Annotated in this window: 20 protein-coding genes; 8 read left to right on the top strand and 12 right to left on the bottom strand. The window is 60.8% G+C overall.

The window, feature by feature from the left end; all coding sequences use genetic code 11:
- Position 1: 1 nt before the first annotated feature.
- Entirely contained in the window at positions 2-1,024 is a 1,023-nt protein-coding gene (locus AC0L3O_RS24040; RefSeq protein ID WP_473536502.1) for a phosphoribosyltransferase, read from the top strand.
- Positions 1,025-1,162: 138 nt separating this feature from the next.
- Here the strand turns inward: AC0L3O_RS24040 and AC0L3O_RS24035 are convergent, their stop codons facing one another.
- From AC0L3O_RS24035 to AC0L3O_RS24000, 8 genes are all read right to left on the bottom strand, one after another.
- On the bottom strand, positions 1,163-2,242 hold the full coding sequence (locus AC0L3O_RS24035; protein WP_023796741.1) for a glycosyltransferase: 1,080 nt from the start codon (positions 2,240-2,242) through the stop codon (positions 1,163-1,165).
- A gap of 80 nt (positions 2,243-2,322) precedes the next feature.
- Entirely contained in the window at positions 2,323-2,772 is a 450-nt protein-coding gene (locus AC0L3O_RS24030) for a hypothetical protein (RefSeq protein WP_023796742.1), read from the bottom strand.
- Positions 2,769-4,229 carry a GMC oxidoreductase gene (locus AC0L3O_RS24025; protein ID WP_473616803.1) on the bottom strand — a complete coding sequence of 487 codons (1,461 nt, stop codon included), beginning with the start codon at positions 4,227-4,229 and terminating at the stop codon, positions 2,769-2,771. The genes AC0L3O_RS24030 and AC0L3O_RS24025 overlap by 4 nt, the downstream gene beginning before the upstream one ends.
- A gap of 90 nt (positions 4,230-4,319) precedes the next feature.
- Complete coding sequence (locus tag AC0L3O_RS24020; RefSeq protein WP_287239110.1) at positions 4,320-5,651, bottom strand: UDP-glucose dehydrogenase family protein; 1,332 nt, start codon at positions 5,649-5,651, stop codon at positions 4,320-4,322.
- Between the two features lie 61 nt (positions 5,652-5,712).
- Positions 5,713-6,582, bottom strand: a complete 870-nt coding sequence (gene exoK / locus AC0L3O_RS24015) for an endo-1,3-1,4-beta-glycanase ExoK (protein WP_473536504.1) — start codon at positions 6,580-6,582, stop codon at positions 5,713-5,715.
- A gap of 144 nt (positions 6,583-6,726) precedes the next feature.
- Positions 6,727-7,125, bottom strand: coding sequence for a hypothetical protein (locus AC0L3O_RS24010; protein ID WP_128172937.1), 399 nt, complete (start codon positions 7,123-7,125; stop codon positions 6,727-6,729).
- 266 nt (positions 7,126-7,391) lie between these two features.
- Positions 7,392-8,405, bottom strand: a complete 1,014-nt coding sequence (locus tag AC0L3O_RS24005) for a glycosyltransferase family 2 protein (RefSeq protein WP_473536505.1) — start codon at positions 8,403-8,405, stop codon at positions 7,392-7,394.
- A gap of 412 nt (positions 8,406-8,817) precedes the next feature.
- On the bottom strand, positions 8,818-9,138 hold the full coding sequence (locus AC0L3O_RS24000) for an exopolysaccharide production repressor exox (RefSeq protein ID WP_287171383.1): 321 nt from the start codon (positions 9,136-9,138) through the stop codon (positions 8,818-8,820).
- Positions 9,139-9,696: 558 nt separating this feature from the next.
- Between AC0L3O_RS24000 and AC0L3O_RS23995 the strand changes: the two genes are divergently transcribed.
- The 3 genes from AC0L3O_RS23995 to AC0L3O_RS23985 all read left to right on the top strand — a co-directional run bounded on the left by AC0L3O_RS23995 (position 9,697) and on the right by AC0L3O_RS23985 (position 12,715).
- A complete protein-coding gene (locus AC0L3O_RS23995) occupies positions 9,697-10,371 on the top strand; it encodes a sugar transferase (RefSeq protein ID WP_473536506.1) in 675 nt (224 codons plus the stop codon).
- A gap of 172 nt (positions 10,372-10,543) precedes the next feature.
- Positions 10,544-11,752: a polysaccharide biosynthesis/export family protein gene (locus AC0L3O_RS23990; RefSeq protein ID WP_473616847.1), complete on the top strand. Its 1,209-nt coding sequence runs from the start codon at positions 10,544-10,546 to the stop codon at positions 11,750-11,752.
- A 204-nt stretch (positions 11,753-11,956) separates the two neighbouring features.
- Positions 11,957-12,715 (top strand): class I SAM-dependent methyltransferase, encoded by a 759-nt coding sequence (locus AC0L3O_RS23985; protein WP_473536507.1) that lies wholly within the window; start codon positions 11,957-11,959, stop codon positions 12,713-12,715.
- 134 nt (positions 12,716-12,849) lie between these two features.
- Here AC0L3O_RS23985 and AC0L3O_RS23980 read toward each other — a convergent pair whose 3' ends face one another.
- The gene (locus tag AC0L3O_RS23980) at positions 12,850-14,112 is read right to left on the bottom strand and encodes an O-antigen ligase family protein (protein WP_091593000.1); all 1,263 of its coding nucleotides are present in this window, start codon (positions 14,110-14,112) and stop codon (positions 12,850-12,852) included.
- A gap of 456 nt (positions 14,113-14,568) precedes the next feature.
- On the opposite strand from AC0L3O_RS23980, the gene AC0L3O_RS23975 reads away from it, so the two are divergent.
- The 3 genes from AC0L3O_RS23975 (at position 14,569) to AC0L3O_RS23965 (ending at position 17,856) form a co-directional block, all read left to right on the top strand.
- The gene (locus tag AC0L3O_RS23975; RefSeq protein ID WP_236379044.1) at positions 14,569-15,498 is read left to right on the top strand and encodes a TIR domain-containing protein; all 930 of its coding nucleotides are present in this window, start codon (positions 14,569-14,571) and stop codon (positions 15,496-15,498) included.
- A 213-nt stretch (positions 15,499-15,711) separates the two neighbouring features.
- Entirely contained in the window at positions 15,712-16,464 is a 753-nt protein-coding gene (locus tag AC0L3O_RS23970; protein ID WP_473536508.1) for an SDR family NAD(P)-dependent oxidoreductase, read from the top strand.
- 51 nt (positions 16,465-16,515) lie between these two features.
- Entirely contained in the window at positions 16,516-17,856 is a 1,341-nt protein-coding gene (locus AC0L3O_RS23965; protein ID WP_091592785.1) for a glucoamylase family protein, read from the top strand.
- A 185-nt stretch (positions 17,857-18,041) separates the two neighbouring features.
- On the opposite strand, the gene AC0L3O_RS23960 is transcribed toward AC0L3O_RS23965, so the two are convergent.
- A complete protein-coding gene (locus tag AC0L3O_RS23960; RefSeq protein ID WP_473533026.1) occupies positions 18,042-19,478 on the bottom strand; it encodes an aldehyde dehydrogenase family protein in 1,437 nt (478 codons plus the stop codon).
- Between the two features lie 262 nt (positions 19,479-19,740).
- On the opposite strand from AC0L3O_RS23960, the gene AC0L3O_RS23955 reads away from it, so the two are divergent.
- Positions 19,741-20,772 carry a hydroxyacid dehydrogenase gene (locus AC0L3O_RS23955; protein WP_473533015.1) on the top strand — a complete coding sequence of 344 codons (1,032 nt, stop codon included), beginning with the start codon at positions 19,741-19,743 and terminating at the stop codon, positions 20,770-20,772.
- 29 nt (positions 20,773-20,801) lie between these two features.
- On the opposite strand, the gene AC0L3O_RS23950 is transcribed toward AC0L3O_RS23955, so the two are convergent.
- Positions 20,802-21,287 (bottom strand): hypothetical protein, encoded by a 486-nt coding sequence (locus AC0L3O_RS23950; RefSeq protein ID WP_027151538.1) that lies wholly within the window; start codon positions 21,285-21,287, stop codon positions 20,802-20,804.
- A 229-nt stretch (positions 21,288-21,516) separates the two neighbouring features.
- A partial coding sequence (locus AC0L3O_RS23945) for a molybdopterin dinucleotide binding domain-containing protein (protein WP_473616801.1) occupies positions 21,517-22,652 on the bottom strand: 1,136 nt, incomplete at its 5' end.

Below are 22,652 nucleotides of genomic sequence, written 5' to 3'. Positions count from 1 at the left end.
CATGCACTACCGATCGATCTCCGACATGAATGACGCAATTGTCAGAAACCTTCACCGGTTGCCGCGCGACATCGACCTGGTGGTCGGGGTCCCGCGAAGCGGCATTCTCGCCGCCACCCTGCTCAGCCTGACGGCGAACATTCCGATGACCGACCTGGACAGTTTCCTGGCCGGAAAGATCTATACTTCGGGCGTCACCAAACGCCGCGCCGCGCTCGACCGCCAGGCGACCGATATGCGCAAGGTCCTGGTGATCGACGACAGCGTCAGCGGCGGCGCTGCTATGAGAGAGGCGCGCAGCCGGGTAGAGGCCGCCGGCATCAAGGCGGACTTCACCTTTGCCGCGGTGTTCGGCCTGCTGCCCCAACACGAGGAAACCGACATCGTCCTCGAGGTCGTGCCGCATCCAAGGATGTTCCAATGGAACTTCATGCACCACAAATTCCTCGCGCAAAGCTGCGTCGACATTGACGGCGTGCTTTGCCTGGACCCGACCGAAGCAGAAAACGACGACGGCCCCGCCTATGAGAAATTCCTGGGCGAAGCGCTGCCTCTGTTTGGCCCGACCCGCAAGATCGGCTGGCTCGTCACCAGCCGGCTCGAGAAATACCGCGCGCTTACCGAAGCATGGCTGGCAAAGCACGGCATAGAATACGACAAGCTGATCATGCTTGACCTGCCGAGCAAGGCAGAACGGCAACGGCTTGGCGCGCATGGCAGTTTCAAAGCCGATTTCTACCGCAAATCCGATGCCATCCTGTTCATCGAAAGCGAGCACCAGCAGGCCCTCAAGATCGCCGAGCTTTCCGGCAAGCCGGTGCTGTGCGTTGAAACGCATCTGGCAATTTATCCTGACACGCTGTCACTTCCGGCACTTGGACAGGCGGCGCGCAACCTTCCGGGCAGGTTAAGGCAGATCAGTTCGCCTGACGGGCGCAAGACGGCAATCAAGACCGTCGCGCGCACGCTGCTTGGCGAACGCGGTTACGAGACGCTCAAAAGCCGGGTCAAACGACCGGCTTGAACCCGGTTTCGGGACTTAAAGCGCGTCACGCGACGCGCGCTTTTGTTTTGTTTTATGCAGTCGTTATCGCAAAACCGCTACGCACCCTCTGGTCAAGCCCCGGGTCAGGCCCGAGGGCATGCTTTTGGGCGACATGCGTTAGGCGGCTTGCCGCGAAGGCTGTTGTGTCGCCCTCTCCAGCATCGAGAAGAAGGTCGCGAATTGACCCGCCGGATCGAGTTCCGGGCGCTCGGAGAATGCACGCGCCGCCGCTGAAAGCCGCCCATATTCCAGGCTGTCGGTCCACAGACGCCTGACCACTGCCACCCAGTCGGCGAGTGGGGCATCGTAATCCAGCACCACGCCACCGGAGCCGATCGCTTCGGGCAGGCCGCCACGACGCGAGCCGACGACTGGAATGCCGCTGCAATGGGCTTCCGACGCCACCCGACCCCAGGCCTCTTCCCATTTGCTGGGAGCCAGTAGGATTTTCGTGCGGCCGTAGACCGTCTTCATGTCGTTGGTCCGGCTCTCCAGGGTGACGTTGCCGAGCGGCGCGATCGTCTGCTCGATCCGGGCCCGATGATCATCGTCAAGCTTCCAGCTTTCGACGAACAGGAACGGGATTTCAGAGCAGGCGGCGGCGATGCGCACCGCAAGCTCGAAACCTTTTTCCTCATAGGGGTTGATCAGCGTGACAAACTCGCCTGTCGTCGGCGTGCGGTAGAGCGCGGGATTGATGGTCGGCGGTATAACCGTCGAATCGATATCGAATTTTGCCTTGTAGGTGCGCGCCGTGAACTCGGAATTGGCTATGTAGAGCGCCGAATGCAGCTCGCGCAGATCGCCGCCCAATTCGTGGAACTCGACATTCCTGAGATAGACGACCAGCGGCACGCCTTCGGCCTGCAGCGCCTTGCCGATCGGAACCGACTTGTGGCACTGGACCACGGCGACATCCGGCCTCAGCTTTTCGACGGCGAAACCCGCCGCCTCCCAGGGAAACCAGGCGCGCACGACCGGATAGCCCGGAAAGCTGTCGATGACAGCGCGCTGCCTCAAAAGCTTCATCTTGGCGCGCGCCTTGTAGCCGAAGACGCCCTGGCCGAACAGGGCGGCGAGCACCGAAGCCTCATGCCCGTGCTCGCGCAACTGTTCGGCAAGGTGATGGGTGCTGGACTGGACACCGCCGCTGAACTGGGGCGTGTAACCGTTACCGCCTGCAAAAAGCACTTTCATGGTTTCGGCTCCTTGTCGCATTCTCAAGTTTACGGGCAATGACGCACGGCTTATTTACGGATGCTGGCTTGCGACCCGCTTCAAGCATCCTGCTGCGTCTCCAAATTGGCGAACGGATTGGTACACGGCTGCCATCCGGTGAACCGGACCGGGTCGGCTGGCGAACTGCGCCGGGCGTAGTCGGTCAGCATATGGAACTCGGCAATGACCCAGCGGTCGAAATGCCTCAGGTCCTGTTTTTTCTGTTCGGGCAGAAACCGGCGTGCGGCGCCCAATTTCAGCGCCTCAAGCACAGTGACAGCATCGCCCAGCTTTGTGTTTGGAAATATCCAGGGGTTCCGCTTCTGGAATTCCAGGACGAACTGCTGCAAATGTTCGATGCGCATGTTCAGCCTGCCGAAATATCTTTCGAGCGTGACGCGCACCAGGTCTTCGTCCGAAAGCGAGGAAACGGTGGCGTAGGCGATGCCGGTCGAAGCAACTCCGCCAGCCATGATGGCCAGTGCCGCGCGTCGCGAAACCTTGGTCATCCGGCCATTTCCTTTCCTGCTATCCGGCTCGCCGCCCGCAGGGAGAGGGCTGCCGCCGTCAGGCTCGGGTTGGCGCAGGAACAGCTTGGATATGTGCTTGAGCCGACGACAACCAGGTTCCTGAGCTGATGGTGGATCATGTCCCGATCGACCACCGAATCCGCCGGGCTCGAGCCCATCCGCAACGTGCCCTGGACATGCGACTCGGTGCGCCGGATGCCGCGATCGAAGATTTCTTCGACCGGCAGCGGCGCCAGAAGCGCCGCCAATTTCTCCTTTGCCCGGGCCATGCCCTTGACCGCATAGTCGGATGCTCCCGCGAAACTGACGAAGGCGTTTTCATCCTCGTCGAGAATCACGAGATTTTCCGGGTCGAGCAGGTCTTCGGTAACAATGATGATGGGAAGCGTCTGACGGACACGTCCCTTTTCAGGGCGCATCCCGTGCTGCCAGCGGTTTTCGAAATAGACCAGCGCCGCCGCATGGTCCGATCTGTGAGAGCCGTCATAAAGGCCGAAATTCAAGCCGGTGGTGATGGTGCTTCCGTCGAAATTATCGACACCGTCGAGATAGGCTTCGAAATTCCATCCGTAGGATTCGTGCAGGCCGCGCCCGACGAATTCGCCCGACAGGCCAGACCGCAACATGATCGCCGGGCTCTGGATGGCATTGGCGCCCAGTATGAAAAGATCGCCGCTGACCGAATATTCCTTGCCCTCATGCACGAATGCGACCGAACGGACCGAACCGCCGATATGGTCGAGCCGGCGCACTTCAGCGCCAAGGCAGACCGAAACGTCGGGATGCTCGAAGACGTGCATCAGCCCATTGTTGGCGGTGAATTTGGCATCGACCGGGCATAATCCGCACCGCAAGTTGGCGCAGCAAGAAGACCGTTGCGCGGTCGGCACGCGCGCGCGGGCTGTCGGCATGACAAAATGCTGGTCCGGCTGCGCCGCTTTCATCATCCGGTCCGGCGTCGACATGTGATGCGGTGGCTGGGGAAATGGCCTGGAACGCGGCATCATCGCCGCCATGTCGGGGTCGCCTGAAATCGACATGACGTCCTCTGCATCGCAGTAAAACGGCTCGAGCTCGTCATAGCTGATCGGCCAGTCGTTACCGACGCCGTAGAGGCTTTTCAGCCTGAAGTCGTTCGGGTGAAAGCGCGGCGTCTGGGCGAACCAGCAATTCGTTCCTCCACCCAATCCGATGGTGTAATTCCACGGCTTGTCAGAGTTGGTCTTGTAGGTGGTCTTGTCCTCGATGTCGGTGTTGACGTTCTGCTCGAGCTGCCATTCATGCGTGTTGTGCCCGCCCCATTCCAGAACCAGAATGCGTGCCTTTCGCTGCTTGGCGAACGCATGCAGGAAGAAGGCCGAACCGAAACCGGAACCGACTGCGACAAGATCGAAATGCTCGTTGGCGATCTGTTCCGGCCTGATGCCCAGCACCATCAGAGAAGACCCCTTGTAGACACGAGCGCGTTCATCGAAGCCTTCGCGATCGTCCTTGATGTCCTGGCCACCGGCCTGTCCTGCCTGATCTCACGCCGCCATCCTGCCGATCGAGTGATATTCGATGCCGTAGCGAGCGATGACCTTGGGGTCGTAGAGGTTTCGACCGTCGAAGATGATCGGCGTGGACAGCGCATCCTTGATCGCGTCGAACGACGGTGCCTTAAAATTCTTCCACTCGGTGGCGATCATGAGCGCATCGGCGCCACGCAGCGCTGCCTCCTTGGTCCCGCACAAGAGCAGATCCTCGCGCAGTCCGTAGACGGCCTGGCATTCCTGCATCGCCTCGGGATCGTAAGCCTGCACTTTGGCGCCGGCCTTCCAGAGCGCTTCCATCAAGACCCGAGCCGGCGCCTCACGCATGTCGTCGGTATTGGGCTTGAACGCCAGGCCCCACAGCGCAAAAGTCTTGCCCTTCAGATTGCCGTTGAAACAGCGGTTCACCTTATCGAACAGGACCGATTTCTGTTCGTTGTTGCGTTCCTCGACGGCGCGCAGCAGCTTGGCATCGAATTTGACGCCTTCGGCGGTCTTGATCAGGGCGCGCACGTCCTTGGGGAAGCACGAGCCGCCATAACCGAGGCCCGGATAGATGAAGTGGTAGCCAATGCGCGGATCGCTGCCGATGCCCTTGCGGACCTCCTCGATGTCGGCGCCGAGTTCCTCGGCCAGATTGGCCATTTCGTTCATGAAGCTGATCTTGGTCGCCAGCATGCAATTGGCCGCGTATTTGGTGAACTCGGCGCTGCGCACATCCATCACGATCATCTTCTCGTGGTTGCGGTTGAATGGAGCGTAAAGCTCACGCATCACCGCCTCGGTGTCCTCGCTGCCGGTGCCGACGATAATGCGGTCGGGCTTCATGCAGTCGGCCACCGCGGAGCCTTCCTTGAGGAATTCCGGATTGGAGGCGACGTCGAAAGTAAGATCCTCGCGGCCCCGCGCCTTCAGCGTCACGGCGATCCTGGCCTTAATCTTTTCGCAGGTGCCGACCGGCACGGTCGACTTGCCGACGACGATCTTGGGCGCATCCATCTCCCGGCCGATGGCCTCGGCAACCGCCAGCACATATTTGAGGTCGGCCGAACCATCCTCGCCCGGAGGCGTGCCGACAGCGATCATCTGGATCTGGCCATGCTTGACGGCGGCCGCGGCGTCGGTGGTGAACTTGATGCGGCCGGCCGCGTGGTTCTCCTTGACGAGGTTTTCGAGCCCGGGCTCGAAAATCGGAATGAGGCCCTGATTGAGCCGCTCCACCTTGTTCACGTCGATGTCGACGCATAATACCTGATGGCCGACTTCGGCAAGCACCGCCGCCTGCACCAGACCGACATAGCCGATTCCAAAGACCGTCAAATTCATTTGATTTCATTCCTGTTCAAGACTTCGGAGCGCTTTCGGCCCGGCCGGTTCAGATTGGTCTTTACTTAATGCTGCATGCCAGCGATTCCGGAAACTGGCATGGCTGGCCGAGCGCCGTGAATGCGATGCGATCCACTTGCAAGGTAAGCTTGCGACCCGGATCCGAAAACGGCCCCAGCCATTCCTTCATCGTGTCGCTGCCCCAGAGGCTAAAAAATATCTTTTGCGCATGGCTGGGCAGCTTTGCCGGATCGGTGATCGTGTTCACCAGCTCGCCATTTACGTACCAGCGCAGCCGGTCCTTCTCCCAAACGAAGGCGTAATCGTTAAAAGCCTTGTCGGTGCCGCCAGCTACATCCACCACTTTCTCGTTATTGCCCTTGCCGGCGATGTAGGCGTTGACCTGCACTTTGGAGGTGTCCTTGGTCAGCACCTCGAAGTCGATTTCATCCCACGGCTGCTTATCGGTGGGGCCGATGTAGGTGAAGAAGGAGGCGTTGATGCCAGAGCCCGAATCGGTTTTCATCCGCGCCTCATAGGTGCCATAGCCGAAGCGCTGCTTGGATTGGACCTCGCCGCAGGCAAAGTCGCGATCCTTTACCTTCTGCTTTTCGAAACCGAGCGTCAGCATGCCATTGGAAAGCTTGACCTGCTTTTTGGACCAGATGCAGTTCTGATACTTGCCGTTCGCCCAGCCGTCAGCAATGTACCAACGCGCCCGGTCGAAGCTGGTGAAATCATCGACGAACGATGGCGCAGTCGGGATGTCCTGCGAACGGGAAGGGGTCGGGCCCGCAACCAGGCTGCCGAGTGCGACCAGCAGAAACGCTCCGCCCAAACATAGCTGCCTCAGTTTCCCTTGCCTCATCATGTGCGTGAACGGCCGGTCGCCGGTTGCTCGGGTGGACGTGCTTTTCGAATCCGCGTTCATACCAAACTCACCTTGTGCTGTGCGCCCCCCAACCCAAATCGATGTTCAAAACCATGACGAAACGAGCTGATCTTGACCTTCTGCCGGTAGCTTCCCCGGTTGCCTGCTTCTTGCCCAGTGGCGCCACCCAGGCTCTTTGAAATTTCACCCCGCGCCGGCGGCCGGGTTGGCGAAATCGGCCTTGGTGGCCGAGCCAGGTTGGGCGCTTTCGTCGAAGATAGCATCCAGCGAATGCCGGAGACCCTTCATCAATTCGTTCTGGCGGGCGAGCGCCGCGATGCGCCGCTCGTAATTCAGGATCGACTTCGTCAGTTCGCTGACCTCGGAGGATCTACTGGAGGAGGCCGCGCCATTTTCGATCGCCTCGACCAGGAAGGCGGCGTTGGTGGCCTTTGTCCGGTAGCGATTCTCAAGCCCGTTTTTCTCCGCCTCGATCTCGGCTGCGATCTGGTCAAGCAGCTTTGCCAGGCGGTCAAGGCGCGAGATATCGGTCTGCCTGTCTCGAGCCGGATCCCTTGATCTGAAGCCAAATATGGAGGCCATACGCTCAGTTTCCTGTCATAGCCGGCCTAAGCTGTCCCTTGTGCCCGGCCGGGCCAAAAAAGTTCTTGTCGCATCGTCCAGCTCCTCTGACAGGCGGACATTTTCGGCCGATTCAAACAGCCAATCAAAATTGCTGCACCGCAACATACATGCCATTCCCAAAGCGAGTAGGCAACCACCTAGTGCGGCGAATCGGAAATTCGCATCGTTTTGAGGCAGGGTAAGGACCTGTTGACATGATCGGTGTGGCGCGCCGGCGGACCAGCTCAAGCCTCGCCGACCGGGCTGGTTGCGGCCATGAGAAAGCGCCGCGACGGCACAGGCTGTTTCGAGCCAAAGCCGACGCGGCGAAACAGCGCATCCAGCTTGTCGGCGGCCACGCCGCGAACGATGGGGATGAGATTGGATTGGCTGGCCAGGGCGTAGGCCGCAGCCGCTGTCAGCCCTCTCTCGTTCTTCACGTCGAGGAAGTTTCGCAACCGATATTTGTCGCGCACCTGCCGTTCGTGCTTTCTGAGCACGGCCTTGGAGCCTTCCGGCAAACTGTCGATCGCCAGCAGCGCCAGATCCGCGTCGGCCAGACGCTTGAGATCCTGCGTCTTGTGCTGGCCGCTCAGCGAATCCGCGCGAACGATCGCTCCGTAGCCGCAGGACCTGATGACCTTGAAGCGCGCCCCGCAAGCAACTGCGCGCGCGTAGAGTTCATAGTCTTCGCCCAGCCGCAGGTTTTCGTCATAGCGCAGCCCATGCCGGTCCAGAAAAGCGCGGCTGATCACCGGCTTGAGGAAACCCAACTCACCTCTCTGCACACGACGACTGGAGATGTTGCCTTCGATGAAGCGCTCGAAATCGAGAAATTCCGGATCGGCTGCAAACCGCGGAGCGGTGATTTTCGAAACGTCGGTCGCCGCATCGTCCCTGATCATCATGATGTTGTCGGCAGCGAAATCCCAATCGGGGCTGGCGAACAACTCGCGAAATCTGCCCTCGAGAAAAAAATCGTCGGCGTCCAGAATGCTGATGAACGGCGATTTGGAGCTGGCGATCGCGGCGTTGCGGGCCAAGGAAGGACCGCCGTTGACGTCGAGCCGGATGACGGAAAGCCTGCCGCTGCCATCGTCGGCCGCCCGAACGACTTTCGCGGTATCGTCAGTGGAGGCGTCATCGACGACGACGACTTCGGCCACCTCCGGCTCGCGCAAGGCCGATGCGATGGCAACCGCAATTGTCCGCGCCGCGTTGCGAGCAGCAATGATCACGCAGACTTCCGGTTCTGTCATCAATTCGCCTCTCGACTGCACAGGTAGCTCCGAATTTCTCCCGCAATGCAGCTCTCGTTCTCACTGACTGCCCGGCTGTACGAAACATCAGCCGGCGCTTATGCTGCGAGTGCGAAGCATCGTTAAAATCACTCGCTCCGTCCAGTCTTTCCTTTCGGGGTCGTCATGGCGCAAATCGATGGGCGGTGAAATGCCAGCGGATAGGCGGGCCGCTTCGCACACCGTCCCTGCCCATTCTGGATGGGTGATCAGCGCACTCGAATCGCTGATCACCAGGTCGATCGACAGGGTTTAGGCAGTGGTGGCCGAGTCAGAGGATCCGAGGCTGAAGGGGAAATCACAAGTCGGTTGCCCAGGATGCTGTCGGGCGAGCAGTGCGCCAGGGACCCGGCCGACGCTACCTGCCGTCAGGTCAGTGGAGGCTTCTCCTGGCACTGAACTTCTCGCCATCGGCCGCTTCGGTCGAACTCAGCTTTCGTTCGACGTCGCGAATCTTGTCAGCCGACGTCGGGGTATTTCTGGCAACCATGGCGAAAACGAGCAGAAAGTAACCCAATTGAATGACAATGGCGCAGGCTATAGCGCGAAGAAGCGTTGCGCCTAGCGAAGCGCCGTTGAGATAAGACCAGGCGACCACGATCGCCAGCGCGAAAATCATGCCGATAATGAATTTTGGTAGCGACATACCCGACAGCCCGTCAACCTGCTCGGGCAAAAATCGATGATTGACCATCCCGAAGCCTCCCTTCGCCATGCGAGCTTGTTGAGGCCACCCGCTTTTTTTTGGCCGGTTGCTTCCAGCCTTCCCACGCTGTCCATACTCTGACAGAAACAATTTGCAACTCTATTAAGGTGTGCAATAGCGGGCAAGGCCAGCCGCAAATTATTTTGCATAAGTTCGGGGGATCGACTCTGCCATGTTGCGACGCACACCCCGGTATCACGACCAATCACCCGGTCTGGACTCACTTCAGTAAGGGCCATAATATTAATCAGTATTTTACTTTAAGAGCGCTCTATATTTCACAAAGCTACAGCACGATATTTCTCAACCGTGCGGCACAAAGAGCGACACGCCCAAAATCAGCCTCAAAAAGGCACTAAATTTTTCAAGTTTGCCCATAATTTGTCACGAAACCGCCATAAAAGGCCAAAATTTGCGCAGGACCGGTTTATTATTTAATCAATGCATGACGCGATTATTTCAGGCGCTCAAGGAATTGTGTGTTGCGATGCAGCATTTTTTTGATATCGTGCGGCAAACCATCCGTTCAACGTATGGAGTTTATGCATGAGGGACGTAGCCAAGCCGGCCGACGCGGATTTTCCACAGGCCGGTATCGACTTTCCACCAATCGGCGGCCTGCTCAAACGCAGCTTCGATATCGCCGGTTCACTGATTGGGCTGGTTGCTCTCAGTCCGCTGTTTGTGATGGTCGCGCTGCTTGTCAAGTTTTCCGACGGCGGGCCGATTTTCTACGGTCACAGGCGGATCGGGCGGGGCGGACGGATTTTCCCGTGCCTCAAGTTTCGCACCATGGTGCAGAATGGCGAACAGGTGCTGGCGGCATACCTTGCCACCAACCCGGACGCGAAGGCCGAATGGATAGCTACCCGCAAGCTCAAGAACGATCCGCGCGTCACGCGTGTCGGGGCCGTGCTGAGGAAGCTCAGCCTCGATGAACTGCCGCAGATCATCAACATCCTTCAGGGTGACATGAGCCTTGTCGGTCCTCGCCCGGTGGTGCGCGACGAGCTCGAAATCTACGGCAGTTCGGCCGTCTATTACCTGAAATCGCGCCCTGGCCTGACCGGGCTCTGGCAGGTCAGCGGCCGCAATGACGTTTCCTATGACAGCCGCGTCGCGTTCGATCGCCACTATGTCGAGAACTGGTCGCTGTTCGAGGACATTCGCATCATTATCAAGACCGTGCCTGCCGTCTGGATGTCGCGGGGCTGCTATTGACCGGCCGGCAGCCGGCTGTGTGCGGAGAAGTGACTGTCCAGACGCCAAGCATTCTGCAGCAAGCTCCATCGGGCCGGGCTAAAGCGAATCGGAAAACATACAGTTGAAAACAGACATCTTCGAAATCTCCTGGGCCGGCACGGTTAGCAATCGCATGCGACGGATGCGGCTTATGACCACCTGCCTCGCGCTGGCGCTCGCCGTTCCGCAACTCGCCGCGGCCGACGAGTACCGGCTTGGATCCCAGGACAAGCTGACCATCCGCGTGGCCGAATGGCAGACCGTTGAAGGCACGTTCCGCGACTGGACGGCCGTCAACGGAGAATACACGGTCGGCCCGTCTGGAACATTGTCGGTGCCGTTCGTCGGCGAAATGCCGGCAACCGGCAAGACCACATCCGAGATCGCGGCAGCCATCAGCCAGGCGCTCCAGCGCAAGCTCGCTCTGGCGGACCGGCCGGAAGCCTCCGTCGAAATGGCGCAGTACAGGCCGTTCTACATTTCCGGGGAGGTGCAGACGCCGGGCCAGTATCCCTACGTGCCCGACCTGACCGTCCTGAGGGCGATGAGCATCGCCGGCGGTGTCCGGCGAGCCCCCGAAGGACAGCGGTACGACCGCGACATGATCAACGCCAAGGGCGAGTTTGACGTTCTCCAGGACCAACGGGTCCGACTGATCGTTCGGCGCGCGCGGATCGAAGCACAGATCGCCGACAAGCCGACATTCGACGTGCCGAAGGAGCTAGCCGAGGATCCGAAGCTGGCAAGCATCGTTGCCGACGAGATGGCGATCCTGACGGCCGATCAAAAGAATCTCAAACTGCGCCTTCAGGCGCTCGACGATTTGAAGAAGCTGCTGCAGAGCGAGATCGATTCGCTGCAGAAAAAGATCGTCAACCAGCAGCGGCAGGTCGACCTGGCAAAGGAACAGCTCAGCGGTATCGGTTCGCTGGCGCAAAAGGGCCTTGTGGTCAACACTCGGGTTCTGGGTTCGCAGCAAACGATCGCCGACCTGGAAGGACAGATCCTGGATTACGAAACGGCTATCCTCACCGCCAGGCAGTCGATCAGCAAGGCCAACCAGGACGCCATCGACCTGGAGAACACCCAGAATGCCAACCTCGCCACTGGCCGGCAACAGGCAGAAGCCGATCTCGCCGAAACAATGCTCAAGATGAACATGCACACCGGCCTGATGGCCGAAGCCATGTCGGGGAACCCGGCACTGCAAGGCTATCGCGACGGCGAAGAGCCAACGATGTCGTTTGGCCTGGTCCGGATTGTCGACGGCAAGACCAGCGAAATCGCCGCCAGCGAAGACACGCCCGTACTGCCCGGAGACGTGATCAAGGTGAAGCTGGTGCCAATGGCTAGCCAATAGGCCTTCGAGCGATCGGCCGATCCGATCACGCCGCCCAGATTCGATCGGCAAAGAGTTCGACCGGGACGAGTTCGACCATGAACTCGTCGACACTGTGCTCGCTGCCCGACAGGCCAGCCAACCGTCAACTCGGGACGTGAGTAATTACAGCGCAAGGAGATGTTGTGCTTTAGTTGCAACTCAAAATCCGAGGAGGACTTCGTCATGCACAGTGCAAGGGACGAAATCGTCAGTCGAGAAAGAGAATTTCACAATCTCAGATTTAGTCAGGAGGAGGATCCAAGAGGAAGCCTTGACAAGTGGTATCGAACGATCCGTCACGGCGCTGAACGTCAAGACGAGCAGATAAAACAGCTTTCGAAAAACGCAGACGTGCTCGAGTACGGCTGCTCCGATGGCGGGTGGTCCCTGCATTCCCTGCACCTGCCCGATCATTGCCGATCTCTGACGGGGATCGATATTTCGGATGTAGCGGTAAACAGGGCGAACGAACGGGCGAGCGCGCTTGGAAGCACGAACGCTACATTCCTGGCGATGAATGCGGAAGCCATGTCGTTCGAGGGCAACAAGTTCGACCTGGTGTATGGACGCGGGATCATCCATCACCTGGCCCTGGACCGGTGTTTTTCCGATGTGGTCCGTGTCCTGAAGCCGAACGGCGTGGCGTCCTTCTACGAGCCGATGGGACACAATCCGCTCCTGAATGCCTACAGAAAGCGGACACCCCTCATCCGCACCGCTGATGAACATCCCTTGCTGATTTCGGACTTCGCTTTGGCCCGCCGCTATTTCAGCGATGTCCAGGTGGACTATTTCGGCCTGTGCTCCGTAGGAAGCGCGCTGATGCCGCGAACCATCTCGGAGACCGTCTACACGGTTGGCAAAGCTGTCGATTCAGTGGTTTTGACGCTTCCCTTTGTGAAGCGGTTCGCATGGTATGCGCTCCTGACCCTCAGGGCCTGATCAACAGGCAGCAAACCCAACTCGGGCGAGGCTCGCCTGCTGCCTGTGAGATGAGATAATTGCTTGGCCTTGGCGCTGTCAGGCGGCGTTTTTGTGCGCGCCACCAAAATCAAGGTAATATTTTAGCCCTTTGATTAGCGCCCTGCGGTTTCTGGTTCCGCGAGGTCCGCTGCGGTCCATCGGGGACGGGCGACATGCACCCTGACCAGCTTGAAGTAGCTGTAATACAGGAGGAAGGAGCCCGTGATGTAGGGGTTGAAGGTGTCGATCTCAACGAAGGACCGAATGAACAAAAGCACCATCACGCCGGCAAGAATCACCGACTCGGCTTGCCATGCCCTGAATATCAGGGCCGATATATGGCCCCATAGGGTGCGCAGGATGATCAGCGAAATCAGCGTCGCCCCGACATAACCTAGCTCGACGAGGGCTTCGATATAGGTGTTGTGGAAGTGGAAGCCGCTTCGGGTTGTGATGTAGAATTCGTTCCAGAGCCGCTCGGCCTCGGCGAACCCCTGCACCCAATAGGCCGCGTAGCCGACGCCGAGGACTGGCGCCTGCTGCGCCGCTTCCCAGCCCTGCTCCCAGAGATAGGTCCGTCCGGTGAGCGTGGAATCCTTTCCGAAGGCGCCAAGGACGAAATCCAGAAGTCCTGCAAAGGCAACCGCGGTGACCACGACCAGCCCGCATGCGCCGACCACGAAAATCACCCGTCGGTAGCGGAGTGGAAGCTTTTTGGCCATGGCAAGCAGAGCCACCAGAGCGAGAACTGCCGGTATCGAAGCCGTCGAGGTGGCGGAATGCGCCATGATCAGAAGATAGGCCGATAGGACGAGGATGGGCGCCGTCAGGATGAAGCTTATCCGGCCGCGCCTGAGAAAAACCAGGAAGACAATGCAAAAATAGATGCCAAGGGAGGCGACAAAGCCGATCTGGTTCTTGGAGCTGAATGCGCCGACGAAATTGTACGTCCCGTCGAGCATATCATAGGAATAACCCCCGACCTTGAGCGAATAGAGCAGGACGACAAAAATCCCGATCAGTGAGCCTATCGTCAACGTCCGGACGCTGACGGTGCGCGCGGCGATGTAGGCGCAGGCGATATGGGAGCAATACTGGATTGACGTCCTCAACGTGATGCCGGGGGCATCCGACCAGAACACCGAGAGGCAGACATAGAATGCAAACGCCAGCGGCAGCCACGCGCTGGAGGCATGCCGCAACAGCCGCCGGTAGTCTACCAGAATCAGGGGAAGCCAGACCGCATAATAGGCCAGGATCAGGATCGGCCCGAAAACCGAGGAGTAGGAGAACGCCCAAATAGAGATGGCAACAGCAAATGCGCCGTAGACGGTGCTCTTCTCCGGGTCGACCAACAGAGATTTTGGAATCTTCATCTCGGTAGCGAATTCCCGTCCATGCAGTTCAATGCCGATTCGCCGCCGCGCCATGCGCGAACGATCTCATTGTGCAGTGCAATATAACCCATCCCCCACAGCCTGTCACCCAAATGAGGCAAAAACAGCCATAAGGCGCCCCGTGCGGCGGTAAAAGGCCACGACAGGCCGTGCGGCAAGAACCCGAGCATCCCGGCGCAGGGCTGGGGCATCGCTCTCGGCGCCGTCAAAAGCCATCGCCGCCGCATCTAACGAGAGGGTCGGCATGACCGCCGCGCGGAACTGTTTTTGCAGTTGCTTTCAGCACCGGACCGAAAAATAGCAGCCGGCATTCGTTGCATCCGTTGCAATGAATGAGGCCCTCCGCGTACGCTATCTCGGAGACAACCAGACGATGGCCACACCAACAATTGGCAGAGGCTGGTCGTCCCCGATCTGCTGGGTTGGAGCAAACGGATGGACAAACCTCGAATCTTCCTGGGCTCGTCGGGGAAGCAGAAAAAACTGCTGCAGGCGCTGACACGCGGTCTTGAAGACATCGCGCATGTGGAACCCTGGACGACGTCATTCAATCCGGGGACAACCACCCTGGGGCGCCTCCTCGAGCTTACGCGTGAAGTCGACTTCGCCGCTTTCGTCTTCGCCCAGGACGACTGGACCAGTGTAAGCCTGCCAGCATCATCTGCTCCTGTATCCGCTCAGGCTTCTCCGCGAGACAATGTCGTCTTCGAAGCCGGCCTTTTCGGCGGAGTCCTTGGAATGCGCCGAACGTTTATCCTTCATGCCAACGGTTCCAAGCTTCCAAGCGATCTCCTGGGCCTGACGTCCGTGAGGTATGGCGAAGCGACGACCGCCGCGGAGATGAGAGCGGTCAACCAAAAGCTGCGAAAAGCTGTTGAAAATGAAGGCCGCGTCGCCCGAATAGAGGGCCTTTGGTGGCAGTTTTCCCTGTCGGAGCGGACCGTAAAGGAACCGTCCGCCGTGAGCCTCCTGCGTATCGCGCGAGACCGCGATGGCGCGTTGGAGTTGGCCGGCCGCTCATGGCAAGAGAATGGCAGTCTGTCAGCCAGATACTGGAGCGAGGCGGTAAAGGAGAGAAAGGAGCCTGCCGGCATCTTCTACTTTTGGAATGGAGAACGGCCCTTGGATGCTAACGCGTCGCAGTTGTACGGGACGGGGGAGATCCGGCTGGAGTCCGCCGATCGCGCGTCCGGGTACTTTACCACACGCGCCGACACGCAGCCAAAACTGAACGCGCGCACCTCAGGCGTCTACTTGCGCGCCGAACCGGAGGACTTGAGCATCCTGGACGGGCGCGACAACCAGCGACGGGTGGAGTTGATCGCGGAGCGGCTGAGCCATTGGAAGTCGATCAAGAACGTTTGAACTGTGCGCGTGGAAGTCGCCTTGCAGAGACGGCAGCCCCAGCATCGAATGGTCAGGTCGTAGCCAAGAGCGGCTCTCAACCGCCTGCTCCTGGCCCGCCATGAACCTGTTCGAGGCTCCAGTCCCCGGCTTGAACTTCTCCGCTGTTGACTTCACATTCGCCGCCGGCGGTGTCGCCAGCGCCCGTCGGGGCGGGCAAATGAGGGAGACCATATGCCAATGAGTTTTGCGGGACGGTTTGCCGGACGATCGGCCGTGGTCACCGGTGGCGCCTCAGGCATCGGCCTGGCCGTCGCGCAACGAATCGTTGAAGAGGGCGGGCGCGTTTGCGTCTGGGATCGCAACTCCACCCAGATCGAGCAGGCCAAGGCTGTCATCGCCGACTTGCACGGCGTGACCGTCGACGTCGCCGATCCTGTAGCGGTCGCACAGGCCGCCCGGCAGACGATTGAAGCCCTTGGCGCGGTCGATATCCTGGTCACCAGCGCGGCCATCACCGGACCGAACATGGCGACCTGGGACTATTCGGTGGAGGATTGGCACCGGGTCATCGACATCAACGTCAACGGCGTCTTCTACTGCAACAAGGCGCTGGTTCCGCACATGCTCGAGCGCAATTACGGCAGGATCGTCAACATCGCTTCGATCGCCGGCAAGGAGGGAAACCCGAATGCCTCTGCCTACAGCACCTCCAAGGCGGCGGTGATCGGCCTGACCAAGTCGCTGGGCAAGGAACTGGCGAAGACCAAGGTGACGGTGAACTGCGTCACGCCGGCAGCGGTGCGCACCGCGATCTTCCAGCAGATGAGCCAGCAGCACATCGATTTCATGCTGTCGAAAATACCAATGGCGCGGTTTGGCGAGGTCGAGGAGGTGGCGGCGCTGATCTCGTGGATCGCTTCCGAGGAATGTTCCTTTACGACGGCTGCCGTTTTCGACGTTTCCGGCGGCCGGGCGACCTATTGAAGCAACTGGAACGATTTGCAACCACGGACGCCAGACTGGAGTTCCCGTCGTTTGCTTAGGATCGAACCTCCACAGTCCGACGAAGAACTGCTCGACCGCTTCCAGCGCGCCGCCTTCGGCTATTTTCTGGAAACCGTGAATGCGGAAAACGGACTGGTTGCCGACACGTCGCGGCCAAATTGGCCGGCAAGCATCGCGGTCGTCGGCTTCGCCCTGTCCTGCTATCCGGTCGGGGTCGAGCGCGGCTGGATAGCACGAGACGCAGCCGTGAAGCTGACGCTTGCCGCACTGCGTTTCTTCTGGAACAGCCGGCAAGGCGATGGCGACGACGTCACCGGCCACAAAGGCTTTTACTACCATTTCCTCGACATGCGGACCGGCCTGCGCGCCTGGCGATGCGAGTTGTCGGTGGTTGACACGGCGCTGCTGATGGCCGGCGTGCTCACGGCTGGCGCCTATTTCACAGGCGACACTGACGACGAAACCGAAATCCGCGAGCTGGCGGAAATGCTCTACCGACGCGTCGACTGGCGATGGATTCAAGGCAGCAGACCGATCTTGCGACAGGGCTGGAAGCCGAAGAGCGGTTTTCTGCGTTATGGCTGGGAAGGCTACAACGAAGCGACGATCCTTTACGTCCTGGCAATGGCCGCCCCCGACAAACCCGCCTCGGACGACAGCTATGCCGGCTGGACGGCGACATATCAGTGGGAAAACATCTACGGCTACGACGTGCTCTATGGCGGCCCGCTGTTCATGCACCAATTCTCGCATGCCTGGATTGACTTCGATGGCATCCGGGATGCGTTCATGCGGGACAAGAACTCGGACTATTTCGAAAACAGCCGCCGCGCGACCTACCTTCACCGGGACTATGCGCGGCACAACCCCTCTGGCTATGACGGCTACGGCGAAGCACTTTGGGGACTTTCGGCGGGTGACGGACCCGGCAAATTCCGCGCGCGGATCGAGCGGCGGCCGCGCAAATTTTCCGGCTATGCAGCGCGTGGCGCACCGTTCGGCCCCGATGACGGAACGATTGCGCCGTGGTCGTATCTCGCATCGCTGCCCTTCGCACCGGAAATCTGCCTGCCTGCGCTGCGCCACCTCAGAGAACGCCACCCTGAGGTGGTCGACGGTTTCAGGATGCCGAGCGGCTTCAACCCGACGCTGGCGAACCGGCGGAAGTTCGGGCCGAGCGGCTGGATATCGGATGCGCACTATGGACTGGACCAAGGCATCGTCGTGCTGATGATTGAAAACCACCGCTCGCGGCTGATCTGGGAGCTGATGCGGTCGAGCCCGCATATCCGTCGCGGCCTGTGCAAGGCCGGGTTCTCCGGCGGCTGGCTGTCGCAGCCGGCGAGCCCTCCTCGCAAGGACCCCTGCTGAATGACGGCTAAAACGCGCCGCGTTTGACCGGCCTCCTGCGACGCGCTTTAGGTTGCTGTTTCATGCATGTGCGCGACATGCATTAGCGCCCAGTGGTCGCTGTCGTTTCGGCCACGAAGACGTTCGCCTTCCCGGCAACTCGCGCCCGCCGGGAAGGCCGTTCGATTTCGTCTGGCTTGATTTACTTAGCCGGCGAACGTGTAGGCGGTCTTTACCGTAGTGTAGAATTCCGCTGCGTAGCGGCCTTGCTCGCGCGGGCCGTAGCTCGATCCCTTGCGTCCGCCGAAAGGCACGTGGAAGTCAACGCCCGCCGTCGGCAGATTGACCATCACCATGCCGGCCTCCGAGTTGCGCTTGAAATGCGTGGCGTGCTTGAGGCTCGAGGTGCAGATGCCCGACGTCAGCCCGAACGGCGTGTCGTTGGCCACCGCCAAGGCCTCGTCATAGTCCTTGACGCGGATGACGTTGGCGACCGGCCCAAAAATCTCCTCGCGTGAAATGCGCATGGCGTTGGTGGCTTGCGTGAACAGCGCCGGTTGCAGGTAGAAGCCGCGGGTTTCGCGATCGAGCCGCTCGCCGCCGAAGGCGAGATCGGCGCCTTCCTGGCGGCCGATGGCGATATAGTCTTCGTCCTGTTTCAACTGGCTCTGGTCGACGACGGGTCCGATCTGGGTTTTCGCATCGAGGGCGTCGCCGACGACCAGCTTGGCGAGGCGATCTTTCATCGCATCGACGAAGCGGTCATGGATGCCGTCCGTCACGACCAGGCGGGACGACGCCGTGCAGCGCTGGCCGGTCGAGAAATATGCGCCATTGATCGCGCAGTCGACGGCGACGGCTAGGTCTGCATCGTCGAGCACGACGAGCGGGTTCTTGCCGCCCATTTCGAGCTGGTACTTGCGCATGTGCTCGACGCTGGCGGCAGCCACGCGCTTGCCGGTGCCGACCGAGCCGGTGAAGGTGATGGCATTGAGGTCAGGGCTGTCGAGCATGGCCTGGCCGACTACCGAACCCTTGCCCATGACAAGATTGAGCACACCCTCAGGCAGGCCGGCGCGGTGCAATATGTCGACAATGGTCCAGGCGCTCTCCGGAACCAGCTCGGCCGGCTTGAAGACGATGGTGTTGCCGTAGGCCAGGGCAGGAGCGATCTTCCACGCCGGGATGGCGATCGGGAAATTCCACGGTGTGATGATGCCGACGACGCCGACCGCTTCGCGTGTGATCTCGACACCGACGCCGGGCCGCACGCTTGGAACCAGCTCGCCCGACAGGCGCAGCGTCTCACCAGCAAAGAAATCGAATATCTGGGCGGCCCGCACGGTTTCGCCAATTCCCTCGACCAGCGTCTTGCCCTCCTCGCGCGCCAACGCCCGGCCGATTTCATCTTTCCGCGCGGTGATCTCGTCCGACGCCTTCCTCAGCACCGCATGGCGTGCCAGCAAGCCCGATCGGGACCACGCAGGAAATGCCGCTTTCGCCGCCGCGATGGCCTGCCGCGCCTGCTCGGCGTCGCCCGACGCATATTCGCCGACCACGTCGTCGAGATTGGAAGGGTTGATGTTGCGGGAGCCGGCATCGCCCACCCACTCGCCATCGATGAGGTTCTTTCGAAACGGGATCATGTCGCTGTCTTCCTTGTCCTTCGATTGCCGTCTATCTGGACCACCAGCCGCCACACCGCAAGGCCGCCAGCGGCAAAGTTCTGCTCCTCGACAGGCATGTGCTAAGCAGGTTTCGAAAAAGTGTTCGATGGTTTTCCGATAAAAACCAGCGACAAACACAAACCCGGCAGGCGAAGCCCGGCAAGCCTGCTTGGGTGTCGAGGTGGTAAACCATGATTCTAGTGCGGCGCGACGCGGATCGCGCCAGGAGGAGGCTGCCATGTCCGACAGCGCGTTGCCGCTGGTGATCAGCGCGCCCGAGCCACGCACGCTCGACCTGATTTTCACGCCCGAGGCACTGGCGAGATTCCGCGCCAGATACCGTATCGTCGAAACGTCGCCAGAAGGCGTCGCGGCCCTGGCACACGATGTGCTCGCCGAGGCGCGCTACATCGTCGGCCAGCCGCCGATCGCGCCGGAGACGCTGGAAAGGATGACGGCGCTGCGCTGTGTCTTCAATGTCGAGAGCAACCTCATCAACAACATGCCGTATGAAACGCTGTTTTCGCGCGGCATCCATGTCGTCACCACCGGCATGGTGTTTGCCGAGCCGGTGGCCGAGCTCGGTCTTGCCATGGCGCTCAACCTCGCCCGCGACATCGTCGACGCCGATCTCGCGTTTCGTCAGGGCAAGGAGCTGTGGGGCGGCGAGGGTAACCGGGCGGCGCGGCTTCTCTCCGGCGCGGATGTCGGTATCATCGGCTTCGGCGATCTCGGCCGTGCGCTCAACCGGCTGCTGTCGGGCTTTCGCACGCGGACCAAGGTCTTCGATCCGTGGCTGCCGCCCTCGATCCTGATCGAGAACGGCGTCGAGCCGGCTTCCCTCGACACGGTTTTGTCGAGTAGCGATTTCGTCTTCGTCGTCGCTTCGGTGACCAGCGAAAACCAGGGTTTTCTCGGCACTGAGGCCTTTGCCAGGATGCGCAAAGGAGCCGCCTTCATCCTGCTCAGCCGTGCCGGCGTGGTCGATTTTCCGGCGCTGATGGATGCAGTTCGCAGCGGCCACATCGTCGCCGCCAGCGATGTGTTTCCGCAAGAGCCGCTGGCGCAGGACCATCCTGTCCGCACGCTGCCCGGCTTCCTGCGCTCCGCCCACCGGGCCGGCGCGCTCGACATCGCTTTCAAGCGCATGGGCGACATGGTGCTGGAAGACATGGACCTGATCGACCGCGGCCTGCCGCCAATGCGTTCGAAGCGGGCCGAACGCGAGACCGTTTCGCGCATGCGCTCGAAGCCGGTCGACAAGAACTGAGCCGTCAGGCCCAGCGGCTGCGAGGTTTCTCAGATGGTGAACGACCAGAACAGGCAGGCGAGCGTCGCTGCGGCGAAGACGACAAAGAACAGGCTTCTCAGCAGGATATTGCGGCGCAGCTCGTTCATGAAGAGATGGCAGCCGACGACGGCCACGACAAACAGGAACCGCCAATTCAGCAGTGCCGGCAAGACATTGCTTCGATCGAAAGCCCATCTGGCGGCGAGGCCGCCAATGATGGCCGCGAACAACACGATGACTGTCCAGAAGATCGCATCCGCAGCATGTGTCAGGACGATGCCGGCGACCCTGATCGGCAGGATCATCATCAGCAGCGCGCTGAAGAAGTACACGGCCGCGAGCGGGATAAACGTCCCGGCATCGGCGACGTCGTCCAGGCGTTCTGCGCCGATCGCACCAAAGGGATAGCCATGCCTGGCCACCGCCAGGCTGAGAGCCATCAGCAAAGCCGTCAATATGGCCACCAATGCGAAAGAAGTGAGGGCTTTGCTCATAAGGGTCCTGCTCGGAACGAATCGAATAAGGACGTTGGTAGCCCACCGTTTGTAAATTGCTGGTAAGCGCCGAGGCCCGGCGAGACAGAGTTCTCATGCATGTCGCGCAAAAGCATGCCCTCGGGCCTGACCCGGGGGTGTGCAGCGGTTTGCGATAACGACATGCATAAAACAACACCCTGAAGCGCGTCGCATGAGGCCCGTCAAACGCGACGCGCTTTAGACGCCCTCACTCCGCCGCGTGAAGGCGCCGCGCCTCGATGATGGTCCTGATCTCGGCGCGGCAGGAGCCGCAATTGGTGCCGGCATGCAAGCTGGCGCCGATCGCTTCGACGCTTACGCAGCCTCGGCGCACCGCGTCGGCGATCTGATTGGCGCCGACCCCGAAACAGGAGCAGACGATGGCGCCGCGATCGACGCTGTTGCCGCCCGGCCGCCCCGCCACGATCGCCAGTCGCCCGCGCCGATCGGCATGGTCCGCGCTCAACTGCTCGACCGCCCAGCCGCGCGACACCGCGACCGGCCTGGGCGCAAGATAGAGCGCGCCAGTCAGCCGGCTGCCGGCAAAGCGGGCGAAGCGATAGTGCCCGCCGGCGACATCATGATAGGCGAGCGTCTCGCCTGGCGCGTCCGCCCCGAAAAGCGAGGCCGCGAAACCCGGCCAGTCCCGGTCGGCTTCCAGCGCAAGCTCGAGACGCCAGCCGGCGGCGCAGCGGGCGAGGCTCCAATAGTCGGCGTCGATCGAGGCTGGCCGTTCGGCAAGCACCGCGAAGCCGAACGCGACGGCAGCGAAGCGTTCCACCCTGGCGGCAACATTCTTCGAGGCCGGCTGTCCTGAAATCGGATCGGTGATGGGCGCCACCAGCGCATCGACACGAGCCCGCGCGGAAAACTGGTCCGTCCAATGCATCGGCACGAAGACCGAGCCTGGCCGCTGCCGCGCCGTCACCAGCGCACGAAGCAGCACCTCGCCATGCTCGGTTGAGACGCGGACGATGTCGGCATCGCCGATGCCGAAGTGCTGAGCGTCCGCCGGGTGGATTTCGGCGAACGGCTCCGCCAGGTGCTGCGACAGCCGCTGGCTTTTTCCCGTCCGCGTCATGGTGTGCCAGTGGTCGCGAACCCGCCCGGTGTTGAGCACCAGCGGGAATTTTTCGTTCGTGCGGGTTTGCGGAACTGGACGGATCGGGATGAAGCGCGCCTTGCCGTCGGGTGTGTAGAAGTTGCCGTTGGCGAAGAAGCGGGTGCTGGCTGAGCTATGTCCAGCTTGAACACCCCCCTCGGGGGGGGGGGGCGGGGGTGGGGGGGGGGGGGGGGGGGGGTGGGGGGGGGGGGGGGGCGGGGGGGGGGCGGCGGCGGGGGGGG

The organism is Mesorhizobium sp. WSM4810, from assembly GCF_055811235.1.
Note: the sequence above shows the minus strand (reverse complement) of the source record. Positions and strands in the feature narration are given on the sequence as shown.

Bases quoted from the DNA above. Each gene is read 5' to 3' on its own strand.
- AC0L3O_RS23980 (WP_091593000.1), bottom strand. From the start codon at position 14,112: ATGAAGATTCCAAAATCTCTGTTGGTCGACCCGGAGAAGAGCACCGTC.
- AC0L3O_RS24020 (WP_287239110.1), bottom strand. From the start codon at position 5,651: ATGAATTTGACGGTCTTTGGAATCGGCTATGTCGGTCTGGTGCAGGCG.
- AC0L3O_RS24025 (WP_473616803.1), bottom strand. From the start codon at position 4,229: ATGGTGCTGGGCATCAGGCCGGAACAGATCGCCAACGAGCATTTCGAT.
- AC0L3O_RS24035 (WP_023796741.1), bottom strand. From the start codon at position 2,242: ATGAAAGTGCTTTTTGCAGGCGGTAACGGTTACACGCCCCAGTTCAGC.
- AC0L3O_RS24000 (WP_287171383.1), bottom strand. From the start codon at position 9,138: ATGGTCAATCATCGATTTTTGCCCGAGCAGGTTGACGGGCTGTCGGGT.
- AC0L3O_RS23975 (WP_236379044.1), top strand. From the start codon at position 14,569: ATGGACAAACCTCGAATCTTCCTGGGCTCGTCGGGGAAGCAGAAAAAA.
- AC0L3O_RS23990 (WP_473616847.1), top strand. From the start codon at position 10,544: ATGACCACCTGCCTCGCGCTGGCGCTCGCCGTTCCGCAACTCGCCGCG.
- AC0L3O_RS23950 (WP_027151538.1), bottom strand. From the start codon at position 21,287: ATGAGCAAAGCCCTCACTTCTTTCGCATTGGTGGCCATATTGACGGCT.
- AC0L3O_RS23955 (WP_473533015.1), top strand. From the start codon at position 19,741: ATGTCCGACAGCGCGTTGCCGCTGGTGATCAGCGCGCCCGAGCCACGC.
- AC0L3O_RS24010 (WP_128172937.1), bottom strand. From the start codon at position 7,125: ATGGCCTCCATATTTGGCTTCAGATCAAGGGATCCGGCTCGAGACAGG.
- AC0L3O_RS23995 (WP_473536506.1), top strand. From the start codon at position 9,697: ATGAGGGACGTAGCCAAGCCGGCCGACGCGGATTTTCCACAGGCCGGT.
- AC0L3O_RS23985 (WP_473536507.1), top strand. From the start codon at position 11,957: ATGCACAGTGCAAGGGACGAAATCGTCAGTCGAGAAAGAGAATTTCAC.
- exoK (WP_473536504.1), bottom strand. From the start codon at position 6,582: ATGAACGCGGATTCGAAAAGCACGTCCACCCGAGCAACCGGCGACCGG.
- AC0L3O_RS24030 (WP_023796742.1), bottom strand. From the start codon at position 2,772: ATGACCAAGGTTTCGCGACGCGCGGCACTGGCCATCATGGCTGGCGGA.
- AC0L3O_RS24040 (WP_473536502.1), top strand. From the start codon at position 2: ATGCACTACCGATCGATCTCCGACATGAATGACGCAATTGTCAGAAAC.
- AC0L3O_RS23970 (WP_473536508.1), top strand. From the start codon at position 15,712: ATGCCAATGAGTTTTGCGGGACGGTTTGCCGGACGATCGGCCGTGGTC.
- AC0L3O_RS24005 (WP_473536505.1), bottom strand. From the start codon at position 8,405: ATGACAGAACCGGAAGTCTGCGTGATCATTGCTGCTCGCAACGCGGCG.